19 protein-coding genes are annotated in these 24,535 nt (G+C 68.2%); 12 read left to right on the top strand and 7 right to left on the bottom strand.

Going from position 1 to position 24,535, the window contains the following annotated elements; translation table 11 throughout:
- Positions 1-5: 5 nt before the first annotated feature.
- Both QHF89_RS35180 and QHF89_RS35175 read right to left on the bottom strand, forming a co-directional pair.
- Complete coding sequence (locus tag QHF89_RS35180; RefSeq protein ID WP_136971717.1) at positions 6-893, bottom strand: ATP-binding cassette domain-containing protein; 888 nt, start codon at positions 891-893, stop codon at positions 6-8.
- Between the two features lie 163 nt (positions 894-1,056).
- Positions 1,057-1,965 (bottom strand): adenylate/guanylate cyclase domain-containing protein, encoded by a 909-nt coding sequence (locus tag QHF89_RS35175; protein ID WP_136971689.1) that lies wholly within the window; start codon positions 1,963-1,965, stop codon positions 1,057-1,059.
- Positions 1,966-2,131: 166 nt separating this feature from the next.
- Here QHF89_RS35175 and QHF89_RS35165 point away from each other — a divergent pair, with 166 nt between their 5' ends.
- Together QHF89_RS35165 and QHF89_RS35160 are read left to right on the top strand one after the other, a co-directional pair.
- Entirely contained in the window at positions 2,132-5,536 is a 3,405-nt protein-coding gene (locus QHF89_RS35165; RefSeq protein WP_136971688.1) for a metallophosphoesterase, read from the top strand.
- A 421-nt stretch (positions 5,537-5,957) separates the two neighbouring features.
- Positions 5,958-6,665 (top strand): hypothetical protein, encoded by a 708-nt coding sequence (locus QHF89_RS35160; protein ID WP_136971687.1) that lies wholly within the window; start codon positions 5,958-5,960, stop codon positions 6,663-6,665.
- A 209-nt stretch (positions 6,666-6,874) separates the two neighbouring features.
- Here the strand turns inward: QHF89_RS35160 and QHF89_RS35155 are convergent, their stop codons facing one another.
- Positions 6,875-7,708: an alpha/beta hydrolase gene (locus QHF89_RS35155; RefSeq protein ID WP_136971686.1), complete on the bottom strand. Its 834-nt coding sequence runs from the start codon at positions 7,706-7,708 to the stop codon at positions 6,875-6,877.
- Between the two features lie 164 nt (positions 7,709-7,872).
- Between QHF89_RS35155 and QHF89_RS35150 the strand changes: the two genes are divergently transcribed.
- The 7 genes from QHF89_RS35150 (at position 7,873) to QHF89_RS35120 (ending at position 15,271) form a co-directional block, all read left to right on the top strand.
- Entirely contained in the window at positions 7,873-9,891 is a 2,019-nt protein-coding gene (locus QHF89_RS35150; protein ID WP_136971685.1) for a PAS domain-containing protein, read from the top strand.
- Positions 9,888-10,532, top strand: coding sequence for a response regulator transcription factor (locus QHF89_RS35145; protein ID WP_136971684.1), 645 nt, complete (start codon positions 9,888-9,890; stop codon positions 10,530-10,532). Before QHF89_RS35150 ends, QHF89_RS35145 begins: the two co-directional genes overlap by 4 nt.
- Before the next feature lie 218 nt (positions 10,533-10,750).
- Positions 10,751-11,344: a protoglobin domain-containing protein gene (locus tag QHF89_RS35140; RefSeq protein WP_136971683.1), complete on the top strand. Its 594-nt coding sequence runs from the start codon at positions 10,751-10,753 to the stop codon at positions 11,342-11,344.
- A 499-nt stretch (positions 11,345-11,843) separates the two neighbouring features.
- On the top strand, positions 11,844-12,668 hold the full coding sequence (locus QHF89_RS35135) for an alpha/beta fold hydrolase (protein ID WP_136971682.1): 825 nt from the start codon (positions 11,844-11,846) through the stop codon (positions 12,666-12,668).
- 23 nt (positions 12,669-12,691) lie between these two features.
- The gene (locus QHF89_RS35130) at positions 12,692-13,549 is read left to right on the top strand and encodes an alpha/beta fold hydrolase (RefSeq protein ID WP_136971681.1); all 858 of its coding nucleotides are present in this window, start codon (positions 12,692-12,694) and stop codon (positions 13,547-13,549) included.
- A gap of 14 nt (positions 13,550-13,563) precedes the next feature.
- Positions 13,564-14,181 carry a cysteine hydrolase family protein gene (locus QHF89_RS35125; protein ID WP_136971680.1) on the top strand — a complete coding sequence of 206 codons (618 nt, stop codon included), beginning with the start codon at positions 13,564-13,566 and terminating at the stop codon, positions 14,179-14,181.
- Between the two features lie 148 nt (positions 14,182-14,329).
- Entirely contained in the window at positions 14,330-15,271 is a 942-nt protein-coding gene (locus tag QHF89_RS35120; protein WP_284721323.1) for a LysR family transcriptional regulator, read from the top strand.
- On the opposite strand, the gene QHF89_RS35115 is transcribed toward QHF89_RS35120, so the two are convergent.
- The 4 genes from QHF89_RS35115 to QHF89_RS35100 all read right to left on the bottom strand — a co-directional run bounded on the left by QHF89_RS35115 (position 15,250) and on the right by QHF89_RS35100 (position 20,245).
- Positions 15,250-16,305: an MBL fold metallo-hydrolase gene (locus tag QHF89_RS35115; RefSeq protein WP_284721322.1), complete on the bottom strand. Its 1,056-nt coding sequence runs from the start codon at positions 16,303-16,305 to the stop codon at positions 15,250-15,252. The two genes, QHF89_RS35120 and QHF89_RS35115, sit on opposite strands and share 22 nt — an antisense overlap.
- 155 nt (positions 16,306-16,460) lie before the next feature.
- Positions 16,461-19,094 carry a hypothetical protein gene (locus tag QHF89_RS35110; protein ID WP_284721321.1) on the bottom strand — a complete coding sequence of 878 codons (2,634 nt, stop codon included), beginning with the start codon at positions 19,092-19,094 and terminating at the stop codon, positions 16,461-16,463.
- Positions 19,091-19,582, bottom strand: coding sequence for a hypothetical protein (locus tag QHF89_RS35105; RefSeq protein ID WP_136971678.1), 492 nt, complete (start codon positions 19,580-19,582; stop codon positions 19,091-19,093). Before QHF89_RS35105 ends, QHF89_RS35110 begins: the two co-directional genes overlap by 4 nt.
- Before the next feature lie 21 nt (positions 19,583-19,603).
- Positions 19,604-20,245, bottom strand: coding sequence for a peptidoglycan-binding protein (locus QHF89_RS35100; protein ID WP_284721320.1), 642 nt, complete (start codon positions 20,243-20,245; stop codon positions 19,604-19,606).
- Between the two features lie 210 nt (positions 20,246-20,455).
- On the opposite strand from QHF89_RS35100, the gene QHF89_RS35095 reads away from it, so the two are divergent.
- From QHF89_RS35095 to QHF89_RS35085, 3 genes are read left to right on the top strand one after another with little or no spacing between them, the layout of a single operon-like run.
- The gene (locus QHF89_RS35095; RefSeq protein ID WP_136971676.1) at positions 20,456-21,820 is read left to right on the top strand and encodes a serine/threonine-protein kinase; all 1,365 of its coding nucleotides are present in this window, start codon (positions 20,456-20,458) and stop codon (positions 21,818-21,820) included.
- Positions 21,817-22,854, top strand: coding sequence for a hypothetical protein (locus QHF89_RS35090; RefSeq protein WP_284721319.1), 1,038 nt, complete (start codon positions 21,817-21,819; stop codon positions 22,852-22,854). Before QHF89_RS35095 ends, QHF89_RS35090 begins: the two co-directional genes overlap by 4 nt.
- Positions 22,854-24,473 carry a hypothetical protein gene (locus QHF89_RS35085; RefSeq protein ID WP_136971675.1) on the top strand — a complete coding sequence of 540 codons (1,620 nt, stop codon included), beginning with the start codon at positions 22,854-22,856 and terminating at the stop codon, positions 24,471-24,473. Before QHF89_RS35090 ends, QHF89_RS35085 begins: the two co-directional genes overlap by 1 nt.
- Positions 24,474-24,535: the final 62 nt, after the last annotated feature.

Raw genomic sequence — 24,535 nt, 5'->3', positions numbered from 1 at the left:
GGCGCTCAGGCGGCCTGCGCGCGCAGGAGCTGGAAGTAAACGTCTTCGAGGTTCGGCGCGACCTGCTCGAAGCCGTCGCCCGGGTCCTCGCCGCTGAACACGTGGATCACCGGCCGACCGGCGACGAGCCGCGTCGAGAGCACGGTATGGCGCGCCTCGTGGTCGGAGAGCGTCGCTTTCGTCACCTGCTTGCGCCAGACCTGGTTTTCGAGCGCGGCAATCGCGTCACTCGGCTTTCCGGTCAAGAGCACCTTGCCCTTGTTCAGGATGGCCATCGTCGGGCACAGGTCGGTGACGTCTTCCACGATGTGCGTGGAGAGGATCACGGCGACGTTTTCGCCGATCTCGGCGAGCAGGTTGAGGAACCGATTGCGCTCCTCGGGATCGAGGCCGGCCGTGGGCTCGTCGACGATCACGAGGCGCGGGCGTCCGAGGAGCGCCTGCGCGACGCCGAAGCGCTGCCGCATGCCGCCCGAGTACGTGCCGAGCTTGCGCTTGCGCACGTCCCACAGGTTCACCTGCTGGAGCAGGCCCTCCACGACCTCGCGGCGCTGCTTGCGCTCGGCGAGCCCCTTCAGCACGGCGAAATGCTCGAGCAGGTCCTCCGCGCTCACCTTGGGATACACCCCGAAATCCTGCGGCAGATAGCCGAGCTGGCGCCGCACGGCGTCCTTGTCGCGCAGCACGTCGATGGTCTTGCCGTCGACGCCTTCCAGGGTGGCGGTGCCGCTGTCGGCCTCTTGCAAGGTCGCGAGCGTGCGCATCAGCGACGATTTGCCGGCGCCGTTCGGGCCGAGCAAGCCGAACATGCCGCGCGGGATGTCGAGGGTGACGTCGTTCAGCGCGTGGACGCCGTTTTCGTAGGTCTTGCTGAGGTTGCGGATGGCGAGCATGGCTCCCTGCACGAGAAAGCCCATGGACAGCGCGCCGTCCTGGGGCGATTGAACCGGGAATTGCCGTGTTCGCGTACCACGCTCCTCGCGCGGCGGTCAACGGGGCTCGGGGCGCCGAGCAAAGGAGCGTCGAGCACGGAGAGGGCGGGTGATTTCCGTATTCTCAGCGGAGGGCGGTGATCTCGTGGAGCGCGTGCTCCGCCGGGCCTCGTTTGGCCGCGATGCGCGCCGTCCGCCCGACCGAGACCTTGTCCGCCACGGCGCGGTAGACGGGCTCCGAGACGAGGAGCCGGCTGCCGACCTCCGCATTCGTGGCCTCGACGCGGCAGGCGAAGTCGACCGCGCCGCCCATCGCCGCGACGAGCTTCGTGTCGCTCGCGCCCGCGGGCCCCACGACGACCTCGTCGAGATGCATGCCGATGCCGATGTCGAAGGCCCGGCCATGGCTCGTCACGAGGTACGGTTCGAGCTGCTTCACGGCCTCGAACATGCCGAGGGCCGCCCGCACCGCGCGCAAGGGCGCCTCCGGTTGCCCGTCCGCGCCGAAGAGCGCGGTCAGGCCATCGCCCATGTAATTGTTGATGAAGCCTCCCTCGGCGGCGACGACGCGCCCCATGGCCTCGAAATAACGATTCAGCACGTAGATCACGTCGTAGGGCTGGAGCGCCTCGGAGAACGCCGTGAAGCCGCGGATATCGGCGACGAGGATCACGACGGGGAGCTTGGTGCCGAGCGCGGCTGCTTTTCCCGCGCGTAGACGGCTGATGATCTGCACGTCCTCTTGATCGAGCGCGAGCCTGCGGACGCGGACGGGGCCGTGCACGGTCGTCTGGCAGGCCATGCGGACGCTCGGCGGCAGCCCAAACCATTCGGCGAGCGATTGCTCCCGCTCATTGCGCGGGTCGACGTTGTCGAGGCCTTCGAGCACGACCACGCGGCACGTGGAGCAGCGCGAATTGCCGCCGCAAGCGCGAATGTGCGGGACGCCGGCGGCGAGCGCGGCGGCGAGGAGCGTCTGTCCTTCCGGGGCGTCGATGGAGATGCCGTCGGGCGCGTAGTGGATCGTGGGCATTGCTGCGTGACTCTACACCGGTCGCCCGCGGCGCGACGCGAGAATTTCGCATGCCGGGCGAGCCACGGGCGGGGAGGGGAGGTCCGGACGTGTTGTGGACGGCGTCGCATCCCTCGACATCCGTCCCACCCTGCGCTCTCATGGGTTCGTCGCGAGGGTGGATACGATGAGCACATACAAGGTTCGGGTTCTGCACATCTCCGATCTCCACGTCCTCGGCTCGTCAGCAGGGGACTGGCGCAGGCGTCGTGTGCTCGGAGATGCGTGGACGAAGAACCTCGACGATCTCGTCGCGGACGGCGTTCCGGTGGACCTCGTTTGCTTCACGGGCGACGTCGCGCAGTCGGGTCTCGAAGCGGAGTACGCGGAGGCCGGCAAGTTCGTCGAGGAGATGGTCGCTCGTCTTCGCCTCTCCACGGACCGATTCTTCGTGGTTCCCGGCAACCACGACGTGGACCGAGACGTGAACAAGGCGCGCTGGGAGGAGCTTCGACCTCTCCTCCTCAAGATGCCCAACAAACAACGCTCGGAGTGGATCGCGCGCGGGAAACCTCCGCCTCGATATACGGACACAGAGCTCGATGAGCTGCTCGCACGCGAGGGCGCGTATTGGCGGTGGGTGGCGACGCTCGGCAACCCCGGCCTCGTGCCGGAGAAGTCTCCCCATGGCCGCCTCGGTTACAGGGCGACCGTCCGTCTTCCCGATCATCCTTTCGACATTCACATCATCGGCCTGGATTCCGCATGGCTCTGCGGCAAAGGCGACAGCAACAACCTGCTGTTGACCGAGGACCAAGTCGCGCGGCTCGCGACCGAAGGCGGTGCTTCCCTCCCAGGTTTTCGCCTCGCCCTCGTGCATCATCCGCTCTCGGATCTGCGCGATGGTGACGCGTGTCGTTCGCTGCTCGCAGAGCACGTGGATCTCCTGCTGCGCGGTCATCTGCACCATGAGGAGCTCTCGGAGTGGGTCGGGCCTGGCGAGACTTTGCGACAGGTCGCGGCGGGATCCCTCTACGAGGGGGACCACGGAAATATGTGGCCAAACGCGTGCCACGTCTTCGACATCACGCTCGACGAGCGAGGGCGGCCTCAGCGGTACGAGGTGCGTCTGCGAGGCTTCTCCGACCGGCAACGCGGCTTCTGGTTCGACGACGGGAGCCTGTATCGCGAGGCGCCGAACGGCCGGCTGACATGGGGGGTGCGAAGCGCTTCCTCGCCCCCGCCGTCTTCAGCACCGCCCGAGCGGACGCGTATCTTCGTTGGCCGGGACGACGAACTGCGAAAGCTCGCGGAGACGCTTCTGCCCGCATCGGGCGACCCCAAGGTCGCGGCTGTCTGCGCCGTGCAAGGCATGCCCGGCGTGGGCAAGTCGTACCTGGCGGACAAGTTCGCGCACGATCACGTGGCTGACTTCCCAGGCGGCACGTACAGGCTCGCGCTTACGCCGGACGAGCAAAAAACGGGGAGGGACCTCGCAGATTCGTGGATCCGGGACCTTGCCGAGCGGCTGCGTGTCGTTGGCTCACCGAACGAGCAAGCGGCACGCGTGCGGCATGCGCTGCGTGCGTCGCGGGCGCTCGTGCATCTGGAGAACGTCGACGGGAAGGATGCGGCGGACGCTGCCGTGGTCTTTGCACACGATCTGCGCGGCTGCGCCTTGATCGTGACCGGGCGGTATCAAGGGCTCGGCGTCACGCCTGGCTGGGTGGCGATTCCCATCAACACGTTCGACGAGAAGACGGCGATCACCCTGCTTGACGCGGAGCTCGGGCTGGCACGGACGAAGGCCGAACAGGAAGCACGTCGGCGTCTGGTGCGGGAACTCGGGGGTTTGCCGCTCGCCTTGCATCTCGCGGCCGGGTACTTGCGCGTCGGGGGGTACGACGTGGATACATTTCTCGCAGAGCTTTGGCGGCGTGGGCTCGATATGAACCCGGGTGATCCGGGGTATGCGTTCTTTCAGGGGGATTCACGCCGGGCGAACCTGCATCACACGTTCGGGATCTCGATGGACTTGCTCGGACGGCAGCTCGGTGCAGGGGCGGAGCCGCTCGTCGCGGGGCTGTGTGCGCTCGGGTATGCGCCGCCGGTGGGGGTGGGGCGGAGCCTGGGGGCGGCGATGGCGGAGCTCGAAGCGGTTGACTTCAGTCGGCTCGTGGATGCGGCCGTGAGACTTTCGCTGCTCACACGGGGGCCGGCCGAGGAGCGAGAGGACGGGGCGTGGCGGATGCACCCGCTCCTGGCCGATTGGATGCGGCGTGGGGTGGATGAGGAGGTGGTGGCCGCCCGGATGACGGCGTGGTTCGTGAGGCGGCTCCCCGAGGGAAAGCAGGGTGAGGCATGGGTGGAAGTCGGTCAGGAGATGGGGGCGCTTGCGGCTTGGTTGCCGCGGGTGCGGGGGGAGGATGCAGGGGTCATCATCGAGCAAGCGATGTTTTTTGCGATCCAGAACGGACCGTTCCACCTGTGGATGGAGTTCTGCGAGCGGGGGCTGCGGGAGCGGGATGATGCTGAGGAGCGATCGAACCTGCTCTGGACGCTCGCGAAGGTGGCGCAAAGCGCGGGAGAGTTGGATCGGGCGCTGGCGGCCGCGAAGCAGCAGGAGCAGCACGACAAGAAACGTGGAGCCGAGAGAGATGCTGCCCTCGCCGCAAGCTGCCAAGCCGACATCCTGGAGGCGCGGGGCGAGCTCGACGAGGCGCTGCGCATCCGCCAACAAGAACTGCTCCCCGTCTTTGAGCGGCTCGGCGATGTGCGCGAGCGCGCGGTCACCCTTGGCAAAATCGCCGACATCCTGCAGAGGCGGGGCGAGCTCGACGAGGTCCTGCGCATCCGTCAACAAGAAGAGCTCCCCGTCTACGAGCAGCTCGGCGACGTGCGCTCGCGCGCGGTCACCCTCGGCAAAGTCGCCGACATCTTGCAGGCGCGGGGCGAGCTCGACGAGGCCTTGCGCATCCGCCAACAAGAACAACTGCCCGTTTGCGAGCAGCTCGGCGATGTGCGCGAGCGCGCGGTCACCCTCGGCAAAGTCGCCGACATCTTGCAGGCGCGGGGCGAGTTCGACGAGGCCCTGCGCATCCGCCAACAAGAACTGCTCCCCGTTTTCGAGCAGCTCGGCGATGTGCGCTCGCGCGCGGTCACCCTAGGCAAAATCACCGACATCCTTGCGGCGCGCGGTGAACTCGACGAGGCCCTGCGCATCCGCCAACAAGAACAACTGCCCGTTTACGAGCGCCTCGGCGATGTGCGCGAACGCGCGGTCACCCTAGGCAAAATCGCCAACATTCTTGCGGCGCGCGATGAACTCGACGAGGCCCTGCGCATCCGCCAACAAGAAGAGCTCCCCGTCTACGAGCGTCTTGGTGCAGCGCGCGAGCGGCTCGTCTGCCGCGCGAAGATCGCCATGAACCTCCTCACCCGCAACGCCCCCGGCGACCGCGACGAAGCCGGCCGCCTTCTCCGCCTCGCGCACGTGGACGCCGAGCGGCTCCGGCTGCCGGAAGCGCAGCAGATCCGCGACGCCCAGCAGGAGCACGACCTCCCCACAGAGGACCCGCCCCCCCACCCATAGCTGCCCCCGCGTCTCCAAACGCCCGACCCCCCACACGTCACGGTGACGCGCGCCCGTTCGACCCTTCGAACACCCGCGCGTCACCGTCTCCTCTGCGTCTCCCAACGCCCGACCCCCCACACGTCACGGTGACGCGCGCCCGTTCGCGTCTTCGAACCCCCACGCGTCACCGTCTCCTGCGCGTCTCCAAACGCCCGAGCCCCCACGCGTCACGGTGACGCGCGCCCGTTCGAGTCTTCGAACACCCACGCGTCACGTTCTCCCGGCCCGGTCCCACCGTTCCGAGACCCTCGAGCGCCCAAAACCTGCTCCCCCTGAATGGCCGTTTCCCACAAACGTTCAACGACAACCCCGACGTTGCATCGTTCGCGTCGAGGTTGATCACCCACCACCACCGGGCCATCGGCCCAGGGAGCCCCTCATGCGCAAGTATCGCAGCAATGCCTCGTCCGACGTCCGTGTCGAATATGGCGTCGAGCTCGAAACCGGCCTCGCTCAATTCCCCGAGACCACCGCCGTCGCCCTCGACATCAAGACCATCAACGACGCGCTCGACGACCAGCACGAGAAGCGCCGGGCCCTCCGCACCCCCGTCGTCAAGACACGTGCTGTCGCGCGGTTCGCCGAACACAACGCGGAACGCGTCATCCGCTCCGCCCTCCGCGCCGCCGAAATCGAAGACGGCGGGCGCCGCGGGAGGATCTGCGCGGCCGTGTTCCCGAAGGGCTCGACCCCGATCCTCACGCCCGTAGGCAGAGCGCAGGTCAAGCCGATGCAAGACCTCCTCGACCGGATCGAGCACGCCAAGGTCGCCGGCATCGAGGGATTTCGCAATGCCTGGGCGCCCAAGCTCGGCGCCGCGCTCGCGGGCCTGGAGGTCGCCCTCGCCGCGCACGCAGAGGCCCTCGCCGCCTACGACGACGCCTTCAAGACGGAGCTTGCGCTGCGCGACGCGCACCACGACGCGATCGACCGCGCGATGGGCGTGGTTCGAGCGGCCTTCCCGCGGGATCGCGAGCGGCAGGACGTGATCTTCCCGGTGCTGGAGACTGCGGCCAAGAAGGGCGGGGTCGTGCCTGCCGAGGATGCGGACGCGCGCGGGGCGTCTGCCGTGGCGGCGCAGGGCTGAACGAGAGGCGCTTACGATTCGACCGGCAGTGCCCGTCGATGCGTGAACCGCCCCCTGTGGTCTTGCCACCGTCCCGTGGGAAGAACTGCGCATTGCGCAGTTCTTCCCCCTTCGGTCCAGGCCGTGCCTGGTCCGGGTCGAGGGGCGGACAGCCCCCGCGGGGTCCGGGGCAGCGCCCCGGCGCGACGCCTTCGCGAGCAGGCCCTAGCTCAGCCTCGCCCCGGAATCCGCGCTGAAATCCACGCGACGATATCGCCGAGCACGCCTTCCTTGCCGACGTCGTTCAAGAGGTCGTGGAAGTGCCCCTCGTAGAGCTTCAGCGTCTTGTCCGTCGAGCCGGCCTTCTCGTGGAAGAGCTGGCTGCCGTGCGGCAACGTCACCTTGTCCAGCGTGCCGTGCAGGATGAACACCGGCCGCGTGATCTGCGGGAACTCTCGCTTCAGCCGCTCGTCGGCGCGCACCATTTCGGCCACCGTCTGCGTCGGGTAACCCTCGCGCGGGATGAGCGGGTCCGACTTCATCTTCTCGACGAAGCTCGTGTCGCGTGAGAAGTCGTCGTCTTCGAGCTTCAGCACGTGCGCGTGCGGCACGATGTGGCTGAGGCCCTTCAGGATCGCCAGCGCGAAGTCCGGCGCCGGCACCTCGTGCGCGAAGCTCTCGCAGATGAAGCCTGCGAGCTCCTCGCCGTGCTCGAGCGTGTAGATCGACGAGATCACGCCGCCCGCGCTGTGCCCGAGCAGGAACACCGAGAGCCCGGGCTCCCGCGACTTCGCAAGCGTCACGAACGTGTGCAGGTCGTCCACGTAGTCGCTGAACTTCTCGGTGTAGAGCCGCTCGCCCTCCGATTGCCCATGCCCGCGGTGGTCGAGCGCGTAGACCGAAAACCCTTGCGCGACGAGCTGCTCCGCCGCCCACACGTACAGCCCGCTGTGGGCCTTGAAGCCGTGGACCAGCAACACCACGGCGCGCGGCTTCGTCTCCGGACGCCACGAGCGCACGAAAATCTTCAGCCCACCTTTGCCCTCGAACGTCTCTTCCTTCATCTCGACCAACCCTTTCGTTGCCCCGCGCACACGGAGGCGCCGTCGGCGCGTGTATGGACGGGATCTCCGGCGGACGGAACCCGACCAAAGGTGGGTGTTCTGGCGTCCGTCCCACCAACTCCCGTACAGCTCGGGAGGAAAACGAGGTAGGGTAGCGGGCGGTGATGAGCCGCGTTTCGGTAGCCTCAGAACCTCGCCCGCAGGCCGAAGGCGAGCTGCGAGGCATCCTCGACATGCTGCCGGGCCTCGTTTGGAGCGCCGGCGCTGACGGCTCGATCGAGTTTTTGAGCCGGCGGTGGCGCGACTACACCGGCAAGGACGAGGCGGAGCTCGTCGGCTGGGCGTGGACGACGTCGGACGTGATCCACCCCGACGATCTCGCGACGGTCGTCGAGATCTGGGCCGCGCTCCGCGCCGCCGGCAAGGAGGGGCGCATGGAGGCGCGCTTTCGGCGCGCCGACGGCGTCTACCGGTGGTTCCAGATCCATGCCGGGCCCGTGCGCGACGACCAGGGCGAGGTCGCGCGGTGGTGGGGCCTGAACAGCGACATCGACGACGAGAAGCAGGCCCGGGCGCGGGTCGTCGACGAGCGGCGCCTCCTCGAGATGATCGCCCGCGGCGAGCCGAGCTCCGCCATCCTCGAAGGCGTCGTCCGCCTCGTGGAGAGCGCTTCGAATGGGCAACGCGCCTCGATCCTCTTGCTCGACGAGGACAAGCTGACGTTGCGGCATGTCGCCGCGTTGACGCTGCCGCGCAGCTACACCGAGGTCATCGACGGCTCCCCCATCGGGCCCCAGGCGTTTTCGTGTGGCACGGCGGCGTGGCGGCGGGAGCTCGTGATCCTCGCCGACATCGAGACGGATCCGCTCGGCGCTCCCTTTCGCGCGAGCGCGCTGGCCCACGGCCTGCGTGCTTGCTGGTCGCTGCCCATGCTCTCGTCGGACGGCAGGGTGCTCGGCGCGTTCGGCATCTACGCCGCGGAGCCACGAACGCCGGCGAAGGCCGACCTCGAGCTGCTCGAACGGTGCTCCCACATCACGAGCATTGCCATCGAGCGCAGCCAATCCGAAGAGGCGCTGCGGCGCAGCGAGGCCTACCGCGTCGAGGCCGAGCGCCTCAGCGGCACCGGGAGCTTCGGCTGCGACCTCCTGCGCCGCGATTTCAGCATGTCCGACGGCATCGGCGAGATCATCGGGTTGCCGATCCATCCCCGGCCCACGATCGAGCAAATCCTGAGCCGCATCCACGAAGGCGACCGCGAGCGGGTCGGGGACCTCGTGCGGCAGGCGCTCTCCGACGGCAGGACCTTCGACTACGAGCACCGCCTCGTGATGGAGGACGGAGCGGTGAAGCTCGTCCGCGTCGTCGGCCGATTCCGCGTCAACGCCGCGGGGCACCCCGAGATCGTCGGCGCCGCGACGGACATCACCGCGACGCGGCGCGCCGCCGACGAGCTCGAGCGCGCGCAGGCGACCCTTACGCACGTCGCGCGCGTCACGACCCTCGGCGAGCTCGTGGCGTCCATCGCCCACGAGGTCAACCAGCCGCTCGCGGCGATCGTTGCGGACGCGAACGCCGCGCTGAACTGGCTCGCTGCCGATCCGCCCGACCTCGGCCGGGTGCGGGAGTCGCTCACCGCGATCCTCGGCGACGGCGAGCGCGCCGCCCAGGTGCTCCACCGGATCCGCTCGCTCCTGTCCCGATCGACGCCGCGTCATTGGCCGTGTTGCCTCAACGACGTCGTCCGCGACGTCGTCCGGCTCGTCGCGCCCGCGCTCGCGCGCCAGGGCATCGTCGTGCAGCAGGCGTTGCTCGCCGATCTGCCGCATGTGCTGGGGGATCCGGTGCAGCTTCAGCAGGTGGTGCTGAACCTGATGCTCAACGCCGCCGAGGCCTCGAAGGACGTGCCGCCGGAGCGGCGCCGTGTCCGGATCAGCACCTTCGTCACGCGGCGATCGAGCGGGGCCTTCGTGCACCTCGCGGTCGAGGACGCCGGCGTCGGGCTCGACGCCATCGACAGCGCGCGCCTGTTCGACGCGTTTTACACGACCAAGGAGAACGGGCTCGGCATGGGCCTGCCCATCAGCCGCTCCATCCTCGAGCGCCACGGCGGCAAGCTGTGGGCCCGCCCGAACGAGGGCTTCGGCGCGACCTTCGAGTTTTCGATCGAGGTGCCCGCGTGAGCCCGACGGCGCCCGTGGTCTTCATCGTCGACGACGACGCGTCCGTGCGCGAGGGGCTCGCGCGCCTGCTCGGATCGATCGGGCTCGCGGTCGAGGCCTTTCCGACGGCGCGGGCGTTCCTCGACGCCCAGCGGGACGATCTCCCCGGCTGCCTCGTGCTCGACGTCCGGCTGCCGGATCTGAATGGGCTCGAGCTCCAGCAGCGGTTGCTCGAAGCCGACGTCCCTCGGCCCATCGTGTTCCTCACGGGGCACGGCGATATCCCCATGTCGGTCCGCGCGATGAAGGCCGGCGCGGTCGAGTTCCTGACGAAGCCCTTCCGCGCCGAGGAGCTCGTCCACGCCATTCGCGAGGCGCTCGCGCAGGATCGGGTCGCGCGCGAGGAGGCCGAGCGGCTCGCGGAGCTGCGGCGCCGTTACGAGAGCCTCTCGGCGCGCGAGCGCGACGTGATGGCGGGGGTCGTCGCGGGACGATTGAACAAGCAGATCGCCGCGGAGTTCGGGACACGCGAGGCGACGGTGAAGGAGCAACGCGCGCAGGTCATGCAGAAGATGCAGGCCTCTTCGGTCGCCGAGCTCGTGCGACTCGCCGAGAAGCTCGCGGAGGATCCGCGCAGGTCCACGGCGTCGCGGCGCCTGTAGCCTTTTCCCGACACCCGACCTTGGTCGGGTTCACGGGCCCGGTCGGGCTGCGATACACGAGCGGCGCTGTCCGACACGGAGCGAGCGCACGCGTCATGGCGCCACGCTCGCCGTCGCGGATGGGACGCAGATTGACGAACGAGGAGGGGCGCCGGCGGGCCGTCCTGATCGGTCCTTTTCCCACGCGCGCCCCACCTGAACCTTTCAAGGAGCCCTCGATGAACACCCCCGCGATCCCCGGCTACACCCTCGGCACCTCGAACGTCGCGCGCTCGCCGCTCAGCGACGAGGAGTTCGCCCTGCTCAAGCAAACCGTGCTGCTCGGCGAGGACGACGTGCGTTATCTGCGTTTGGCGGGCGAGGTGCTCGACGACCAGATCGAGGCCGTGCTCGACGTCTGGTACGGCTTCGTCGGGTCGCATCCGCACCTCGTGTATTACTTCAGCGGCGCCGACGGCAAGCCGAACATGGACTACCTGGGCGGCGTGCGTCGCCGCTTCGGGCAGTGGATCCGCGACACCTGCGCCGCGAACTACGACCGCGCCTGGCTCGACTACCAGTACGAGATCGGCCTGCGCCACACGAGCGCGAAGAAGGGCAAGACGGATGGCATCGCCTCCGCCGCGCAGTCGATCAACCTGCGCTACCTGATCGCGTTCATCGTGCCGATCACGGCGACGATCAAGCCCTTCCTCGCGAAGAAGGGGCACAGCGCCGCCGAGGTGGAGGCCATGCACACGGCCTGGTTCAAGTCGATCACGCTGCAGATCACGCTCTGGAGCGAGCCCTACGTCGCGCCCTCGACGTTCTGAGTTCCCCAGGACCTCACCCTTCGCTGGGGCTTTGCCCCAGGCCCCAGGAGGGGGCTCTCCGCCCCCTCCACCCCGGACCAGCCAGGGGCTGGACCCAAGCTCGATGAACTGCGCGATGCGCAGTTCATCGAACAGGCCCGGTCAAGACCAGCAGCGACGTTGCCCACCAAGACAGCCGCGCTGCGGGTTCTGCTGGCAACCTGGGTTCTTCGTCGGCCCGTTTGAAAAACTGCGCGGAGCGCAGTTTTTCAACCCTCGGTCCAGGCTGTGCCTGGTCCGGGGTCGAGGGGGCGGACAGCCCCCCGCGGGGTCCGGGGCAGCGCCCCGGGCACGGCGCTTCCAGATGAGACCCATGCTCAGCCGCCGTGCGGAGAGGGGGAAGGGGGGTGTTCGCGCGTGTCGCCTCCCCTCGGCACCCGACCTTGGTCGGGTTCCTGGCTTGGTCTGGCTGCGATACACGAGCGGCTCCGCTGTCCGAAATGGAGGGAGCGCAAGCACCATGGCCACGATCACGGTCAAGGATGGGACGCAGATTTATTACAAGGACTGGGGCGCCGGCCGGCCGGTGGTCTTCAGCCACGGTTGGCCGCTGACCGCCGACGCGTGGGAGGACCAGATGGTCTTCCTCGCGGCGCGCGGGTATCGGTGCATCGCCCACGATCGCCGCGGACACGGCCGCTCGAGCCAGCCTTATGGCGGCAACGAGATGGACACGTACGCCGATGATCTCGCGGAGCTCTTGAACCACCTCGACCTGCGCGAGGCCACGCTCGTGGGGCACTCGACGGGCGGCGGCGAGGTCACGCGGTACCTCGGCCGGCACGGCAGCGCGCGGGTCGCGAAGCTCGTCCTCGTCGGTGCTGTGCCGCCGCTGATGCTGAAGACCGAGGCGAATCCGGGCGGCCTGCCGATCGATGTGTTCGACGGCATTCGCAAGGCCGTCACGGAGGATCGCTCGCAGTTCTTCAAGGACCTGCCGACGCCGTTTTACGGCGCGAATCGCCCGGGCGGCCGGCTCTCGGAGGGCCTGCGCGATAGCTTCTGGCGGCAGGGTATGCAGGCGGGGCTGAAGAACGCGCTCGATTGCATCAAGGCGTTCTCCGAGACCGACTTCACCGAGGATCTGAAGAAGATCGACGTCCCGACGTTGCTGCTCCACGGCGACGACGACCAGATCGTGCCGTTCGCCGCGAGCGCGCAGGCGGCGGCGAAGCTTTTGAAGGGCGCGGAGCTTCGGGTGTACGCGGGCGGCGACCACGGTCTGCCGTCGACGCACAAGGATCGCATCAACGCTGACCTCCTCGCCTTCATCGGCGGGAAATGATTGTACCGGAAAGGAGCCACATCATGAGCACGACGGAGCATACTGCCATCACCGCGCCGAATCAGTTCGTCGAATCCAAGGGCCGGCGCCTCGCGTACCGCTCCATCGGGACCGGCAAGCCGATCGTCTTGTGCGCGCGGTTCCGTGGGAACATGGACGTCTGGGATCCGGCGTTCCTCGACGCCCTCGCGGCGCGCGGCTTCCAGGTCATCACGTTCGATTACAGCGGCCTCGGGCTCTCGACGGGCGAAAAGGACTATTCGCCCGTCGCGCTCGCCAAGGACGCGAACGATCTGATCGAGGCGCTCGATCTGAAGGGTGTGGTGATCAGCGGCTGGTCGCTCGGCGGGCTCGCCGCCCAGGTGGTGGTGGCCATGTTCCCCCAGCGCCTGAGCCACGCCGTCCTGATCGGCACCTCGCCGCCCGGCCCGAACGTCAAGCCTGCCGAGCAGCTCTTTTACGATACGGCGTCGATCCCCGATTACGGCTTCGAGCACGAGGTCATCCTGTTCTTCGAGCCGCGCTCCCAGGCGAGCCGGGAGGCCGCGCGGCGCTCGGTTGATCGGATCGCGCAACGAACGGAGGGGCGCAGCGTGCCCGTCCCCGTCGACTGGGCCGTGGCCTACCTCGGCGACAAGCCGAAGAGCCCGCTTTTCCCGGCCGATCCCATCCTGCAGGCCTTGAAGGTGACGACCTTGCCGATCCTGCATGTCGCCGGGGATCACGACATCATCTTCCCGGTCGAGAACTGGTACGCGCTGAACCAGGAGCTGCCGACGGTCCAGCTCTTGACCTACCCGCGCGCCGGCCACGGGCCGCACCACGAGTACCCGGAAGCCACGGCCGAGCACATCGCGACGTTCGTGCGCAGCACGTCCTGAAAAGGAGGCCCGCCGTGACCACGAAGCTTTATGCACCCGAATCGACGGGGCTGCTCTTCATCGACCCGTACAACGACTTCCTCAGCGAAGGCGGGAAGCTCTTTCCGCGCTTGAAGGGCACGATCGAGGCGAACAACGTCCTCGACCACCTTCGGCAGATCGTCGCCGCCGCGCGGGGCGCTGGCATTCGCCTGTTCGTCGTCCCGCACCACAAGTCCGAGCCGAATGATTTCGCGACCTGGAAGCACCCGACGCCGTATCAGCTCGGGGCGGCCAAGCTGCAAATCTTCGAGAAGGGCTCGTGGGGGGCCGAATGGCACCCGGACTTCGCGCCCAAGGACGGCGACGTCGTCATCAAGGAGCACTGGGCGCAGAACGGGTTCGCCAACACCGACCTCGACCATCAGCTCAAGCAGCACGGGATTGCGCGGGTGATCCTCATCGGCATGGTGGCGAATACGTGCGTCGAATCCACCGGGCGCTACGCGATGGAGCTTGGGTATCACGTCACGCTGGTGACGGATGCCACGGCCGCCTTCGAGCCCGCCATGTTGCACGCCGCCCACGTGTTCAATGCGCCGACGTTCGCCCACGCGATCGTGACCACGGCGGAGCTCCTGGCCGCGCTGTAGGACGGGCGGGAAGGCGTCCATGGTGGTGCGCCGCCATGGACGCCTGCCCGCCTCCCGCCGATACTGCCGTGATGCGACACGGCGCACGAAGCAAATCGGACAGGCGAATCACGGACGCGAACGTCGCGCGGCGCAGCGGGAGGCGCGCGTGAGCCGTTTTGTGGAGGCCGAGGCGTTCGTCGTCGTCGTCGACGAGGGCAGCTTCACGGGCGCGGCGAAGCGGCTCGGCGTGACGAAGTCGTATGCGAGCAAGCTCGTGTCACGGCTCGAGGACCGGCTCGGCGTGCGCCTCCTGCATCGGAGCACGCGCGCGCTTTCGCTCACGGACCCGGGCCGGACGTACTTCGAGCGCTGCACCGAGGTGATGCGCGCGCTCGAAGAGGCGGAGGACGTCACCACGGAGCTCCAGACGAAGCTCGTCGGGAAGATCCGGATCACGCTGCCGACGACGCTGGGGGCCTACCATTTCATGGGGCCGCTCGCCGAGCTGAAGGCGCGGCATCCGGGGCTCCTCCTGGACGCGGTGTTCCTGGATCGGCACGTGGACCTCTTGGCCGAGGGGTTCGACCTCGCGATTCGTGTCGGCGATCTGCCGGAGACGAGCCTCGTCGCGCAGCGGCTCGCGACCGCCGAGATGGTGCTTTGCGCGGCCCCCGCGTACCTCGAACGGCGGGGCGCCCCGCGCGAGCCGGAGGATCTCGCCGCGCACGAATGTCTGAGTTATGCGTACCATGCGCTGCCGACCTCGTGGGAGCTCGCGAGCGGGGCGCGGCAGGCGCAGATCAAGGTCTCCGGCTCGCTCACCACGAACAGCGGGCAAATGCTCGTGGAGGCGGCTTGTCGGGGCGTCGGCATCATCTTCGTGCCCGTGTTCCACGCGGCGAGCCAGCTCCGCGATGGCCGGCTCGTCCGGGTCCTGCCGGGGTGGCGGCGCCCTTCACCCGTCCCGATCCACGCGCTTTATCCCGCGGCGCGGCACGTGTCGGCCAAAGCGCGCGTCGTCGTGGAGTTCTTCAAGGATCTCCTGCGGACGCCGCCGTGGGCGGGCTGGGAGACGCCCGCGGCGAATCAGGGCGAGAGATCGTCGTAGGTGCTCGGCACGTTCACGGTCGTATGGATCCAGTCCCAGATCGCGTAGCCCTTGAACGACTCCATCGTGACGGACATGACGGCCTCGTCCTTGGTTTTGCCGCTGGATACGGCGGCGCCGACCTCGGTGACGAGGGTGCCGAGGTAATCGATCGCGAAATCGAAGCCGTCGACGGTCACCGGCCTTCCGTGCCCCGGGACGACGATGGCGTCGGCGGGGAGCGAGGCCTTTACGTCGGCGAGCGTCATCCCCGTCTCGGCCGCGTGGCCGGCGAGCAGCCAGGGGACCGCGGGTTTTTCGGCGACGAGCGCATTGCCCGTCCAGAGGACCTTCGCGCTCGGGACACGCACGAAGAGATCCCCGCCGGTCTGCGCGAACCCGTGGTACCGGGCCTCGACGGTCAGCCCGCCCAGATCGATCGTCCACGGTTCGCCGTCCTTCACGAGGATATCGGCGGCCACCGCTTTGAGCTCGTCGAGCCCCTGATCCGCGCCGAAGTTCGCCTCCATGAAGGCGACGTCCTCCTCGAAGTGCTCCGCGATCTCTTTGGCTGTGCGCTCGTGCTGCACGATGTGCACGCCGCTCGGGAGGAACGTGTTGCCGAAGCTGTGATCGCCGTGGCTGCTCGTGTTGACGACGTATCGAATGGGCTTGTTGGTCTCTTTCCGGACGAGGTCCACGACCTGGCAGAAGAGCTGCCGGTTGATCATGCTCTCGACGAGGAGCACCGAATCCGCGCCGACGACGAACCCGCCGCTCGTCGCGAGAGGGATGCCCATCGGGGCATGGGCGTCCGCGTTCTCGTCGTAAATCACGAAGACGCCCGGCGCGAGTTCTTGCGAGGCGAGGCGAATGGCCTTCGGCGTCCAGACGTACATCGGGTTGGGCTCCGTGAGGGTGAATTCTTGCCCCTCACAAGCCGCGAAGGCCTGGGGCACCTCGGCGGGCGGCGTGCCCTCCGAGGGCGAGGCGTCGCTGCAGCCGGCAGCGGCGAGACCCACGACGAACCATGCCATCATCGAGCGCTTCTTCATGGCGTTTCCTTCCACGCGAGAACGACCGGGTACAGGGCCATGGATAGATCGCCTCGCGCGGCACGAGAAGCTCGCCCCGAGGACAAGGACCGTTGCCTGACGATGCACAATCGGGGGGCGCCGCGGGCCGCGGGCGAGGCCACGAGGGCCGCGCTTCAGTAGGCCTTTTCGGAGAGCTCCGATTCGGGATATCCCACGCCGGCCCGGTGGTAGAGGGCCGGGCCCGTATTCTCCAGCAGGCACTCCCGCGTCCAGCCGACCTCGATCAGGAAGCTGCCCCAGAGCTTGCGGCTCTTCTCGTCCGCGAGCAGATCCGAGCGCTGGAAATGCCACCACTCCATTCCGATCGGCTGCCCCGGCGCCGGCACCGTGACCGCGTCGCCCGGCAGGATCAGCACACTCGCCGTCCCGCTCGCCGTGTCCGCGGGCGGCGCGTATCCAATCTCGAAGATCGGGCTGAGCGTCACCGTCCAGCTCGACGTTTTCGGCTTGGCCGAAGGAACCGTCGCCCCCGTGGCTTGCGTGACGTTCTGGTTCGTGGGCGCCTGCTGCTCCAGCGCTTGGGGCCGCTCCTCGATGTACTTCGCCCACGCCTCGCCCGATTGCACCGGCGGCTGCGATTCGTCGGAGACGACCCCGTAAAACAGCTTGTCTCCGTAGTCGCGGAGCTTTGCCGCCACCTTCTTGGCGTCCTCGATCTTCGCGGCCGACCAGGAGAGCGTCACCGTGACCTGCGGCGTATTCGTCTTGACGCTCTTGGCGATCTCCTTTTTCGCGTCCTTCAGCGTGCCGGCCCATCGGCGCATGAAATCGGCGTCGAGCGCGGGCACCGTCGTCTTCAGCTTCGTCGATTTTCCGCGCGAGACCGTCACGACGTCGTCGTCCGTTTTGCTCGTCTTCGCCTTGTCGAGCGCGTCAGCGAGCGTGACGAGCTCGGTCGCCTTGACCGTCTTCGTCGTCTGGCCCCAGCCCGATTTGAACGAGCTGATGCGGCCGAGGCGCAGGAGTTCGCCGACCGCGGAGAGGTCGAGGTACGCCCCGTAGTCGCCCGCGGACGCCGCGCTGCCCGGCTCGTGCTCGGCGAAGAACTCGGACGCCGTCATCGTGGCGCCCTTGATCCCGCCTTCCGGGTGCCACGCGTCGTACATCCACCGCTCGATCGAGGCCCGGTAATACTTCGTGAAAAAGCCTGTGGGGTTCGACTGGATGTCGGCGAGGAGCTTGTCGATCGCCGGCAGGAGCATCGCCGCCGCGATGGGCGTCTTCGCTTGCGTGTCCCGCAGCGCCGCGAGCCGCTCCACGATCGGCGCCGCGTGCGCCGCCGCGTCGGCCGCGCCGGGGAGGGATTGCTTGGCCGAGCCGTGGAGCCGCCATCGGACGCGGCCGTCCGCGACTTCGCGTGTATAGGCGACGGGCCAGCCGGAGACCGTGTCCACGAAGCCACTCGCGATGCCGAGATCCATGGCGAGGCCCGTCTTGTGGATGGAGCGCGCGCTGCGGCCATACCCGGCCTTGCCGATGTCGACCTGCGCGCTGCGGAACGTGTGGTTCACGCAGATCCCGTGCTCGAAGCCGAGCGCCTTCACGAGCTCGCTCCAGCCGTGCAGCGATTGCGCCGCCTCGGGCCGCATCCAGTTGAGCCAGCCGCGTGGATCGATCATCGAGACGAGGATCGCCCCCGGCTTGCGCAGGCCTTGCGTGAGCCAGGTCTTGAGCGCCTTGCCCGTCGCCTCCGTGACCACGCCGTCGGCCGCGTCGGGCTTGTCGGCCGGCGCCGCGATTTCGCTGCCGTCGAGGTAGGCCCACGCATTCGCGATGTTCGTGGCGGTCTTCACGTCGGCCTGCTCGGCCTTGATCTTGCCGTCGAGCGTGATCTTTTGTTGTTTCTGGTCCTCGGTCAGCGCCTTCTGCTTCTTCAGCGCCTTGACCTCCGCCTGCATCGCGGAGAGCGCGCCGCGATCGACCTTCGGCGCGAAGTTCGCCCCGTAATCGACGTACGCCGCGTGCGGGCCGGAGGCGCCGCCGCCATTCACCTTGAACGCCTGCGACCGGGCGTCCTGCTGATAACGGTAGACCGCGTTCATCGTACGGACGTCGAAGATCCCGTCGTTCACGCCGCCGGATTTGTCGGAGTCCGTGCCCGCGTCGGGCAGGTAGGGGAAGTTCGACGTGCCCACCATGTACCGGAGCGCGCCGAGGTGCGCTTGCAATCGCTGCACCTGCTTTTTCACGGGCTCGCATGCCGCAAAAGGCATGTCGCGGAAGAGGACCCACCCTTCGTAGAGATCCGCGCCGGCGGGCAAGAGGCCCTTCGCTTCCTCGGGCACCTCCAGCGTCGGCGCGTCCGCGCGCACGGTGAGCGCCTTGGGCTCTCCGAACGCCGCCGAGCCCGCGTTGATCTCGGCCTCGATCCGCTGCGCGAGCGCGAGGCTCGGGTGCTGGATCAAATACACGTCGTACGATTGCCCTTGCTGGAGCTTGTACGCGTCGGCCACTTGATCAAAGCACGCGGGCGTCGCGTGATCGATCGGCGGGCCGAGGTACCCCGTCGCGTCCGTCATGCCGAGCACGTAGGGCGGCACGGGGCCGGACGGCGTCTCCTCGCTCCGGAACATCGCGGAGAGCTTGGCCCCGATCGTGGGATCGGCGGGTTTGGGCGGCGTTTTGCGAAAAAGGACGAAGAGGTTCGGCAGGACGTGCCCGGCGGCGCAAGCGACCTTCGTGATCTTCAGCGTCGGGACGCAATACGTCGTCACGCCGCCGCCCGAGGTTCCGCCGTCGCCGCTCATCGCTCACCCTCTTCGAAATAGCCGTCGTTGACGTCCACGAACTCGCCGAGCTCTTCCTCGTCCGGCGCCTCCTCGGGCGGATCCTCCGCGGGATCCTCGGCCTTCTCCTCGGCGACGCTCTCGGGCTCGCTGCCGAGTTTTTGGTCGCCGAGGAACGCCCCCTCTTTCGAGACGACGAGCCCCGTCACGACGTCGAGCCATTTCTCGGCCCCGATCCGCACCGAGATGCGATACACGCCCGGCGGCACCAGGCGGAACGTGTAAAGGACGATCCGCTTGTCGGGATCGGGCTTCGCGTCCGCGTCGCTCGCGAGGAGGATCTTCTCGAAATGGCCGTCCTCGCTTTGCAGACGGACTTCGTCGTCCTGGAGCGGATCCCCATCGAGATCCATCTCCAGGGGGACCGTCAGATCCACGCCGGACAGGACGATCGTATTGAAATCCTTGCCCCGGGGGTTGCCGAGCGCGACGTCGTGGGTTCGCTCCATCGTGCGTGCCTTTGGCCTCCGTCAGGAGCCGTGTTTTTCTTCGAGCTTCTTTTTCGTCGTGTCGTCGAGCTTGCCCGTGACGTCGAGCTTCTCGTCGTGCTGGAAGAGCGCGAGCGCCATGCGCGTGCGTTTGCCGAGGACGCCGTCCGCCGGGCCGGGATTGTATCCGAGGTTCGAAAGCCGCCCCTGCGCCCCGGAGAGGCCTCCGTCCGCCGCGTCGAGCGGGTTCAGGTGCCCGAGCCGGAGGTGGATCACGCGCCCCGCGATCGTGAGCGTTCCCGTGGTCTCGGAGACGGGGACCTTTTGTTCGAGCAAGCCGTCGCCATCGGTCTTGCCCTCGTGTTTTTCGCCGCCGACGTCGAGCACGTACGCCTCGCCCGCGAGCGGCTTGCCGTCGTGGCCTTCGAGCTTGAGGCGCAGCTCCTTCTTCGGCCGGCGCAGGCGGAATCGATGGAGCTTGCCCGTCGCGAGGCCCTCCTCGACCTTGAGGCCCTTGTCGGGGATCACGATGCGATCGCCGGGCTCGAGCACGTTCGGGTTCACGCGCTTCTTCTTCAGCTCGGCGTTGTCGGGGTGATCGTAGAGGACCCGATAATCACCGAAGCCATACCGCGCGGCGATCTTCGAAAAACACTCGCCTTGCTGGACGACGTGGATCGGCATGGTTTTCAAGCTCGCAAGCGGACGGGCGAGGCGTTCCACGGTATCATGCCCCCGTCTTCGTCGTAAACGTCCGGGGGATGTAATCCGCCCCGCGTGGACGCACGCTATCGTCGGGCGGGGCGGAAGGCGTGTGTCAGGAGACCTCTGGTGCGAACGGCCCGTCGCACCGCTTGTACAGGACGGGGAAAACATTGTAAGGGATGTTGAGGCATGCAGACCTTGCCGGTGATGCACGACGCGGACACCGAGCCGCTCGACGACGCGGTAACGCGTCGTGTGCAGGCGCGCGTCGGCACGGTGCTGCGAGCCAAGTGGCGCATCGATCGCGTGCTCGGGATCGGCGGCATGGCCGCGGTCTACGAGGGCACCCACCGCAACGGCAAGCGCGGCGCCATCAAGATGCTCCACCTCGAGCTCTCGGTGGATCCCGAGGCGCGCGCGCGCTTCCTCCGGGAAGGCTACGTCGCGAACAACGTGGGCCATCCGGGCGCCGTGAGCGTGCTCGACGACGACGTGGCCGAAGACGGCTCGGTCTTCGTCGTGATGGAGCTGCTCGAAGGCAAGACCGTGGACGCGCTCGCCGAGCAGAGGCCCACGGGGCGCCTCGGGATCACCGAGGCGCTGCGCCTCGCCGATCAGCTCCTCGATACGCTCGCCGCTGCGCACGACAAGGGGATCGTGCACCGCGACCTGAAGCCCGAGAACCTGTTTTTGACGAAGGACGGCGCGCTGAAGGTGCTCGACTTCGGGCTCGCGCGGATGCGCGAGATGCAGTCCAACGCGAAGATGACGAAGACGGGCAACGCCATGGGCACGCCCGCGTTCATGCCGCCGGAGCAGGCCCTCGGCGAGTGGAACCGCGTCGACGCGCGCTCGGATCTGTGGGCCGTGGGCGCGTCGCTCTTCACGTTGATGACGGGCCGCCTCGTGCACGACGCGCCCACGCTGAACCAGCTCCTGCTGAAGGCGATGACGCAGGCGCCCGCGCCGATCCGCACGGTTTTGCCGGGTTTGCCCGCGGAGGTGGCGGAGGTCGTCGACAAGTCGCTCGCCTTCGACATGAACGCGCGTTTTCAGGATGCGCGCGGCATGCAAGCCGGCGTGCGCAAGGCGATCGCGTGGCTCGACAAGCACGGCGAGCCGCAGAACCTCGTGCCCGTCGCGTCGCTCGGCACGACGAGCCCCGGCGCGGTCGACAGCCAGATGGTCACGCTGAAGCGGGATCCCACGGCGCCGATGGCCGCGCCCGCGCGCCCCTCACGCTTGGCCATGATCGCGCTCTCGCTCGGCACGCTGGTGCTCGGCGGCGTGGTCGCATTTTTCGTGTTCGGGGGTTCGTCCGGGGAGACGCCGGAGCCTGGGCCGGTGGCGTCGTCGAGCGCGGGCAGCGCGCGCGTGGGGGCCCCAGCGCCGAGCGCGACGCCGTCGGTGGCGCCGATCGCGCCGATCGAGCCGGCGCGCGTGGCGATCGAGGACGCGGGCGCTCCGCCGCCCGTCCCGTCGGTGACGGCGAGCGCCGTCAAGAAGGGGCCGAGCGTGAAGAGCGGGGCGGATTTCGGCGAGTGGGGGAAATGATCTCCTCGGTGCGGCGCCTCCGGGGCGCGTGTCTCGTCGTCGCGCCGCTCGGGCTTGGGCTCGTGGTCGGCGGCGCCGCGTACGCAGACGAGAAGGACGACAAGGCGCGCGCGCAGCAGCTCTTCGTCGAGGGGCGCAAGGCGATCGAGGCCGGCGACAAGGCCACGGGCTGCGCGAAGATGCGCGAGAGCATGGGCCTGTTCGCGGTCGCGAACACGCTCTTCAACGTGGCGCAGTGTGACGAGGGCGAGGGCAAGATCGCCGCGGCGCTGGAGCACTGGGAGCGCGGGCTCGCGCTGATCGACGCCAAGGATGCGCGCGCCAAGGTGGCGAAGGAGCGCATCAACACGCTCTCGCCGCGCGTGCCGCGGCTGCGCATCGTGGTGCCGCCGGGGCAACCCGTGTCGGCCGTCGTCCTCGACGGGACGGAACTCGCGCCGTCGACGCTCTCGGCGCCGCTCTACGTGGAGCCCGGGAGCCACGTGATCGTGGTGCGCGCGCAGGGGCGGCCGGATCGCAAGCACGAACTCACGCTGGCCGAGAAGGAGCGCACAGAGTTCGTGGCGACGCCGGCCGCGCCGGCACCGGCGGGCGCGCCGTCCGCGACCGTGGTGCCGACGGCGACGGCGACGGCGTCGGCGACGGGGGGCGGGCCGCCGCCACCTCCCACGAGTTTTCGGCGCACGGCGGGGTTCCTCGTGGGCGGCGTGGGTGTGGCGGGGCTCGTCGCGGCGGGGGTGACGGGCGGCATCATCATGGCGAAGGTGTCGAGCTTCGATGCCTGCCGCGAAAAGCGGGACGCGACGCCGCCCGAGCGGTGTGAGATCAAGGAGTCGGACGTCCGTACGTACGACGCGCTGCTCGTGCCGAACGCGATCGCGTGGGGCGTGGGGCTCGCCGGGGTGGGCGTGGGGCTCGTGCTCGTCTTGACGGCGCCTTCGGCGAAGGGTGGGGAGGCAGGGAAGGCGTCGTTCGTGCCCGTGCCGATCGTGCTTCCGGGCGGGGGAGGAATGGGGCTGTCCGGGAGGTTCTGATGCGAAATGGTTTTTTTCTTGCGGCCCCTGTGAGCCTCGTGGCGCTTGGTGGATGTCTTCTTTCTTATAGCAGTGGTGATTACGACGAATACATAGGCTGGGGCGAGGACGGGGGCGGCGCGCCGGCCAGCAGCAGCGGGGCGGGGGCCATGACCGGGTCGGGCGGCGCGGGCGGCGCGGGCGGCGCGGGCACCTGCCATCCGGCGATTTGTGAGGGGGACTCATCGACGACCTGTTCCCTCAATCCGGCGTGCCCGCCGGTCGTGTGGTCGGCGCGGTGGGGGACGGTCGATCAGCAACGCGTGTTCGCGGTCGCCAGCGACGGGGAGCAGGTCGCGCTGGCCGGGGAGTACAACGGGCAGAGCTTCGCGATTGGCGAAAAATCGCCGAAGACGTTGCCGCTCGACTCCCCCAACTTCGGGACCGAGGCCTTCGTCACGCTGCTCGATGGCAATGGGGGCGCGACGTGGGCGGCGCCGGTCGCCCTCGGCGTCGGGTATCAACCACGAACCGCGTATGCCGTCGCGTTCGCCGGGAAGGACATCGTGGTCGCAGGGTCGCGCGCTTCGACGGAAGGCGGGGGCTCGGATCTCGACGTGTTCATCCGGAAGTTCACGCCCAACATGGATAACAACACCCTCACCGACAAAGGCACGTTCCAGTTCGGGGGGGATGGTCTGGACAAGGCCGTCGCCGTGGCCGCCACCGCATCAGGTGCGTTTTATGTGGCAGGCACGATCACCGCGTCGGGCAGCAAAATTGTCACCTGCAACATGGCGGAGCATGCGCTCAAGAACGGCATGTTCGTGGTGAACTATGATTCGGCGGGCGCCTGCAAATGGTTCGTCCAGGCGGATGGCGATGTCCAGCCGACGGCCTTGGTCTACAACGCGGAGAATCAGCTCCGCGTCGTGGGTCATTTCAAGGGCGCGCTGACGCTTCCGAACGGAACCGTGTTCACGACGCAGCCGAACGCGACGGATTCGTTCGTCGTCGGGCTCGTGCCGCTCTCCGGCGTCGTCGAGTCGTCGATGCAGATCTCGGCGCATACGGAGGGGGCCGTGCGGGCCCTGGCGGCGACCATCAGCGCCAACGGGACGGTGTACATCGCCGGGCAGCTCGAAGGAAAAACCTTGATCGCGCCCGATCTCTTCGGCGATGATCAAATGGCGGCGTTCGTCATGCCCGTCGGGGTGGAGAACTCCTGGATGCACGTGTTTCCCGCAGGGAAGGTGCCGAAACTGGAATCCGCCGCCGGCACGAGCCTCACGCTGGCGGCGGACGGCGCACTTTATGTCGGCGGCACGTTCATGGACGTCATCGATATCGAACCGACGTCGGCGTTGGGGACGTTCGAACGTGCCGGGGTGAACCCGTTCCTCGCGAGGATCGACACCTTCAGCGGCGAGCTTTCGTGGTTCGACGCCTATGACGGGGAGGGGCAGACGGCGTTCACGAAGTCGTTCTTCGTGACGATGCTCGCGAACGATGTCGTGCTGGCCGGGAACTGGATCACCGATTTCAGCTTCGCCGCGGATGGGGGCAAGCCGCTGATCGCCAAGGGCGATGGCATGAGCGACGATGACATCATCGCCGCGAAGATCTCCCCCAAACCCTGACGCAAGCCACGTGCGCGCAGGCGGCCGTGTCAGAGGGCCGACGGCATTCGGACGGGGGGGCA

The organism is Polyangium sorediatum (assembly GCF_029946465.1).
Lineage (GTDB): Bacteria > Myxococcota_A > Polyangia > Polyangiales > Polyangiaceae > Polyangium > Polyangium fumosum.
Note: the sequence above shows the minus strand (reverse complement) of the source record. Positions and strands in the feature narration are given on the sequence as shown.

Excerpts from the sequence above, each read along its gene's own strand:
- QHF89_RS35160 (WP_136971687.1), top strand. The coding sequence starts at position 5,958 with ATGCGCAAGTATCGCAGCAATGCCTCGTCCGACGTCCGTGTCGAATAT.
- QHF89_RS35115 (WP_284721322.1), bottom strand. The coding sequence starts at position 16,305 with ATGAAGAAGCGCTCGATGATGGCATGGTTCGTCGTGGGTCTCGCCGCT.
- QHF89_RS35085 (WP_136971675.1), top strand. The coding sequence starts at position 22,854 with ATGCGAAATGGTTTTTTTCTTGCGGCCCCTGTGAGCCTCGTGGCGCTT.
- QHF89_RS35175 (WP_136971689.1), bottom strand. The coding sequence starts at position 1,965 with ATGCCCACGATCCACTACGCGCCCGACGGCATCTCCATCGACGCCCCG.
- QHF89_RS35130 (WP_136971681.1), top strand. The coding sequence starts at position 12,692 with ATGAGCACGACGGAGCATACTGCCATCACCGCGCCGAATCAGTTCGTC.
- QHF89_RS35100 (WP_284721320.1), bottom strand. The coding sequence starts at position 20,245 with ATGCCGATCCACGTCGTCCAGCAAGGCGAGTGTTTTTCGAAGATCGCC.
- QHF89_RS35095 (WP_136971676.1), top strand. The coding sequence starts at position 20,456 with ATGCAGACCTTGCCGGTGATGCACGACGCGGACACCGAGCCGCTCGAC.
- QHF89_RS35105 (WP_136971678.1), bottom strand. The coding sequence starts at position 19,582 with ATGGAGCGAACCCACGACGTCGCGCTCGGCAACCCCCGGGGCAAGGAT.
- QHF89_RS35155 (WP_136971686.1), bottom strand. The coding sequence starts at position 7,708 with ATGAAGGAAGAGACGTTCGAGGGCAAAGGTGGGCTGAAGATTTTCGTG.
- QHF89_RS35140 (WP_136971683.1), top strand. The coding sequence starts at position 10,751 with ATGAACACCCCCGCGATCCCCGGCTACACCCTCGGCACCTCGAACGTC.
- QHF89_RS35090 (WP_284721319.1), top strand. The coding sequence starts at position 21,817 with ATGATCTCCTCGGTGCGGCGCCTCCGGGGCGCGTGTCTCGTCGTCGCG.
- QHF89_RS35135 (WP_136971682.1), top strand. The coding sequence starts at position 11,844 with ATGGCCACGATCACGGTCAAGGATGGGACGCAGATTTATTACAAGGAC.
- QHF89_RS35110 (WP_284721321.1), bottom strand. The coding sequence starts at position 19,094 with ATGAGCGGCGACGGCGGAACCTCGGGCGGCGGCGTGACGACGTATTGC.
- QHF89_RS35150 (WP_136971685.1), top strand. The coding sequence starts at position 7,873 with ATGAGCCGCGTTTCGGTAGCCTCAGAACCTCGCCCGCAGGCCGAAGGC.
- QHF89_RS35165 (WP_136971688.1), top strand. The coding sequence starts at position 2,132 with ATGAGCACATACAAGGTTCGGGTTCTGCACATCTCCGATCTCCACGTC.
- QHF89_RS35180 (WP_136971717.1), bottom strand. The coding sequence starts at position 893 with ATGCTCGCCATCCGCAACCTCAGCAAGACCTACGAAAACGGCGTCCAC.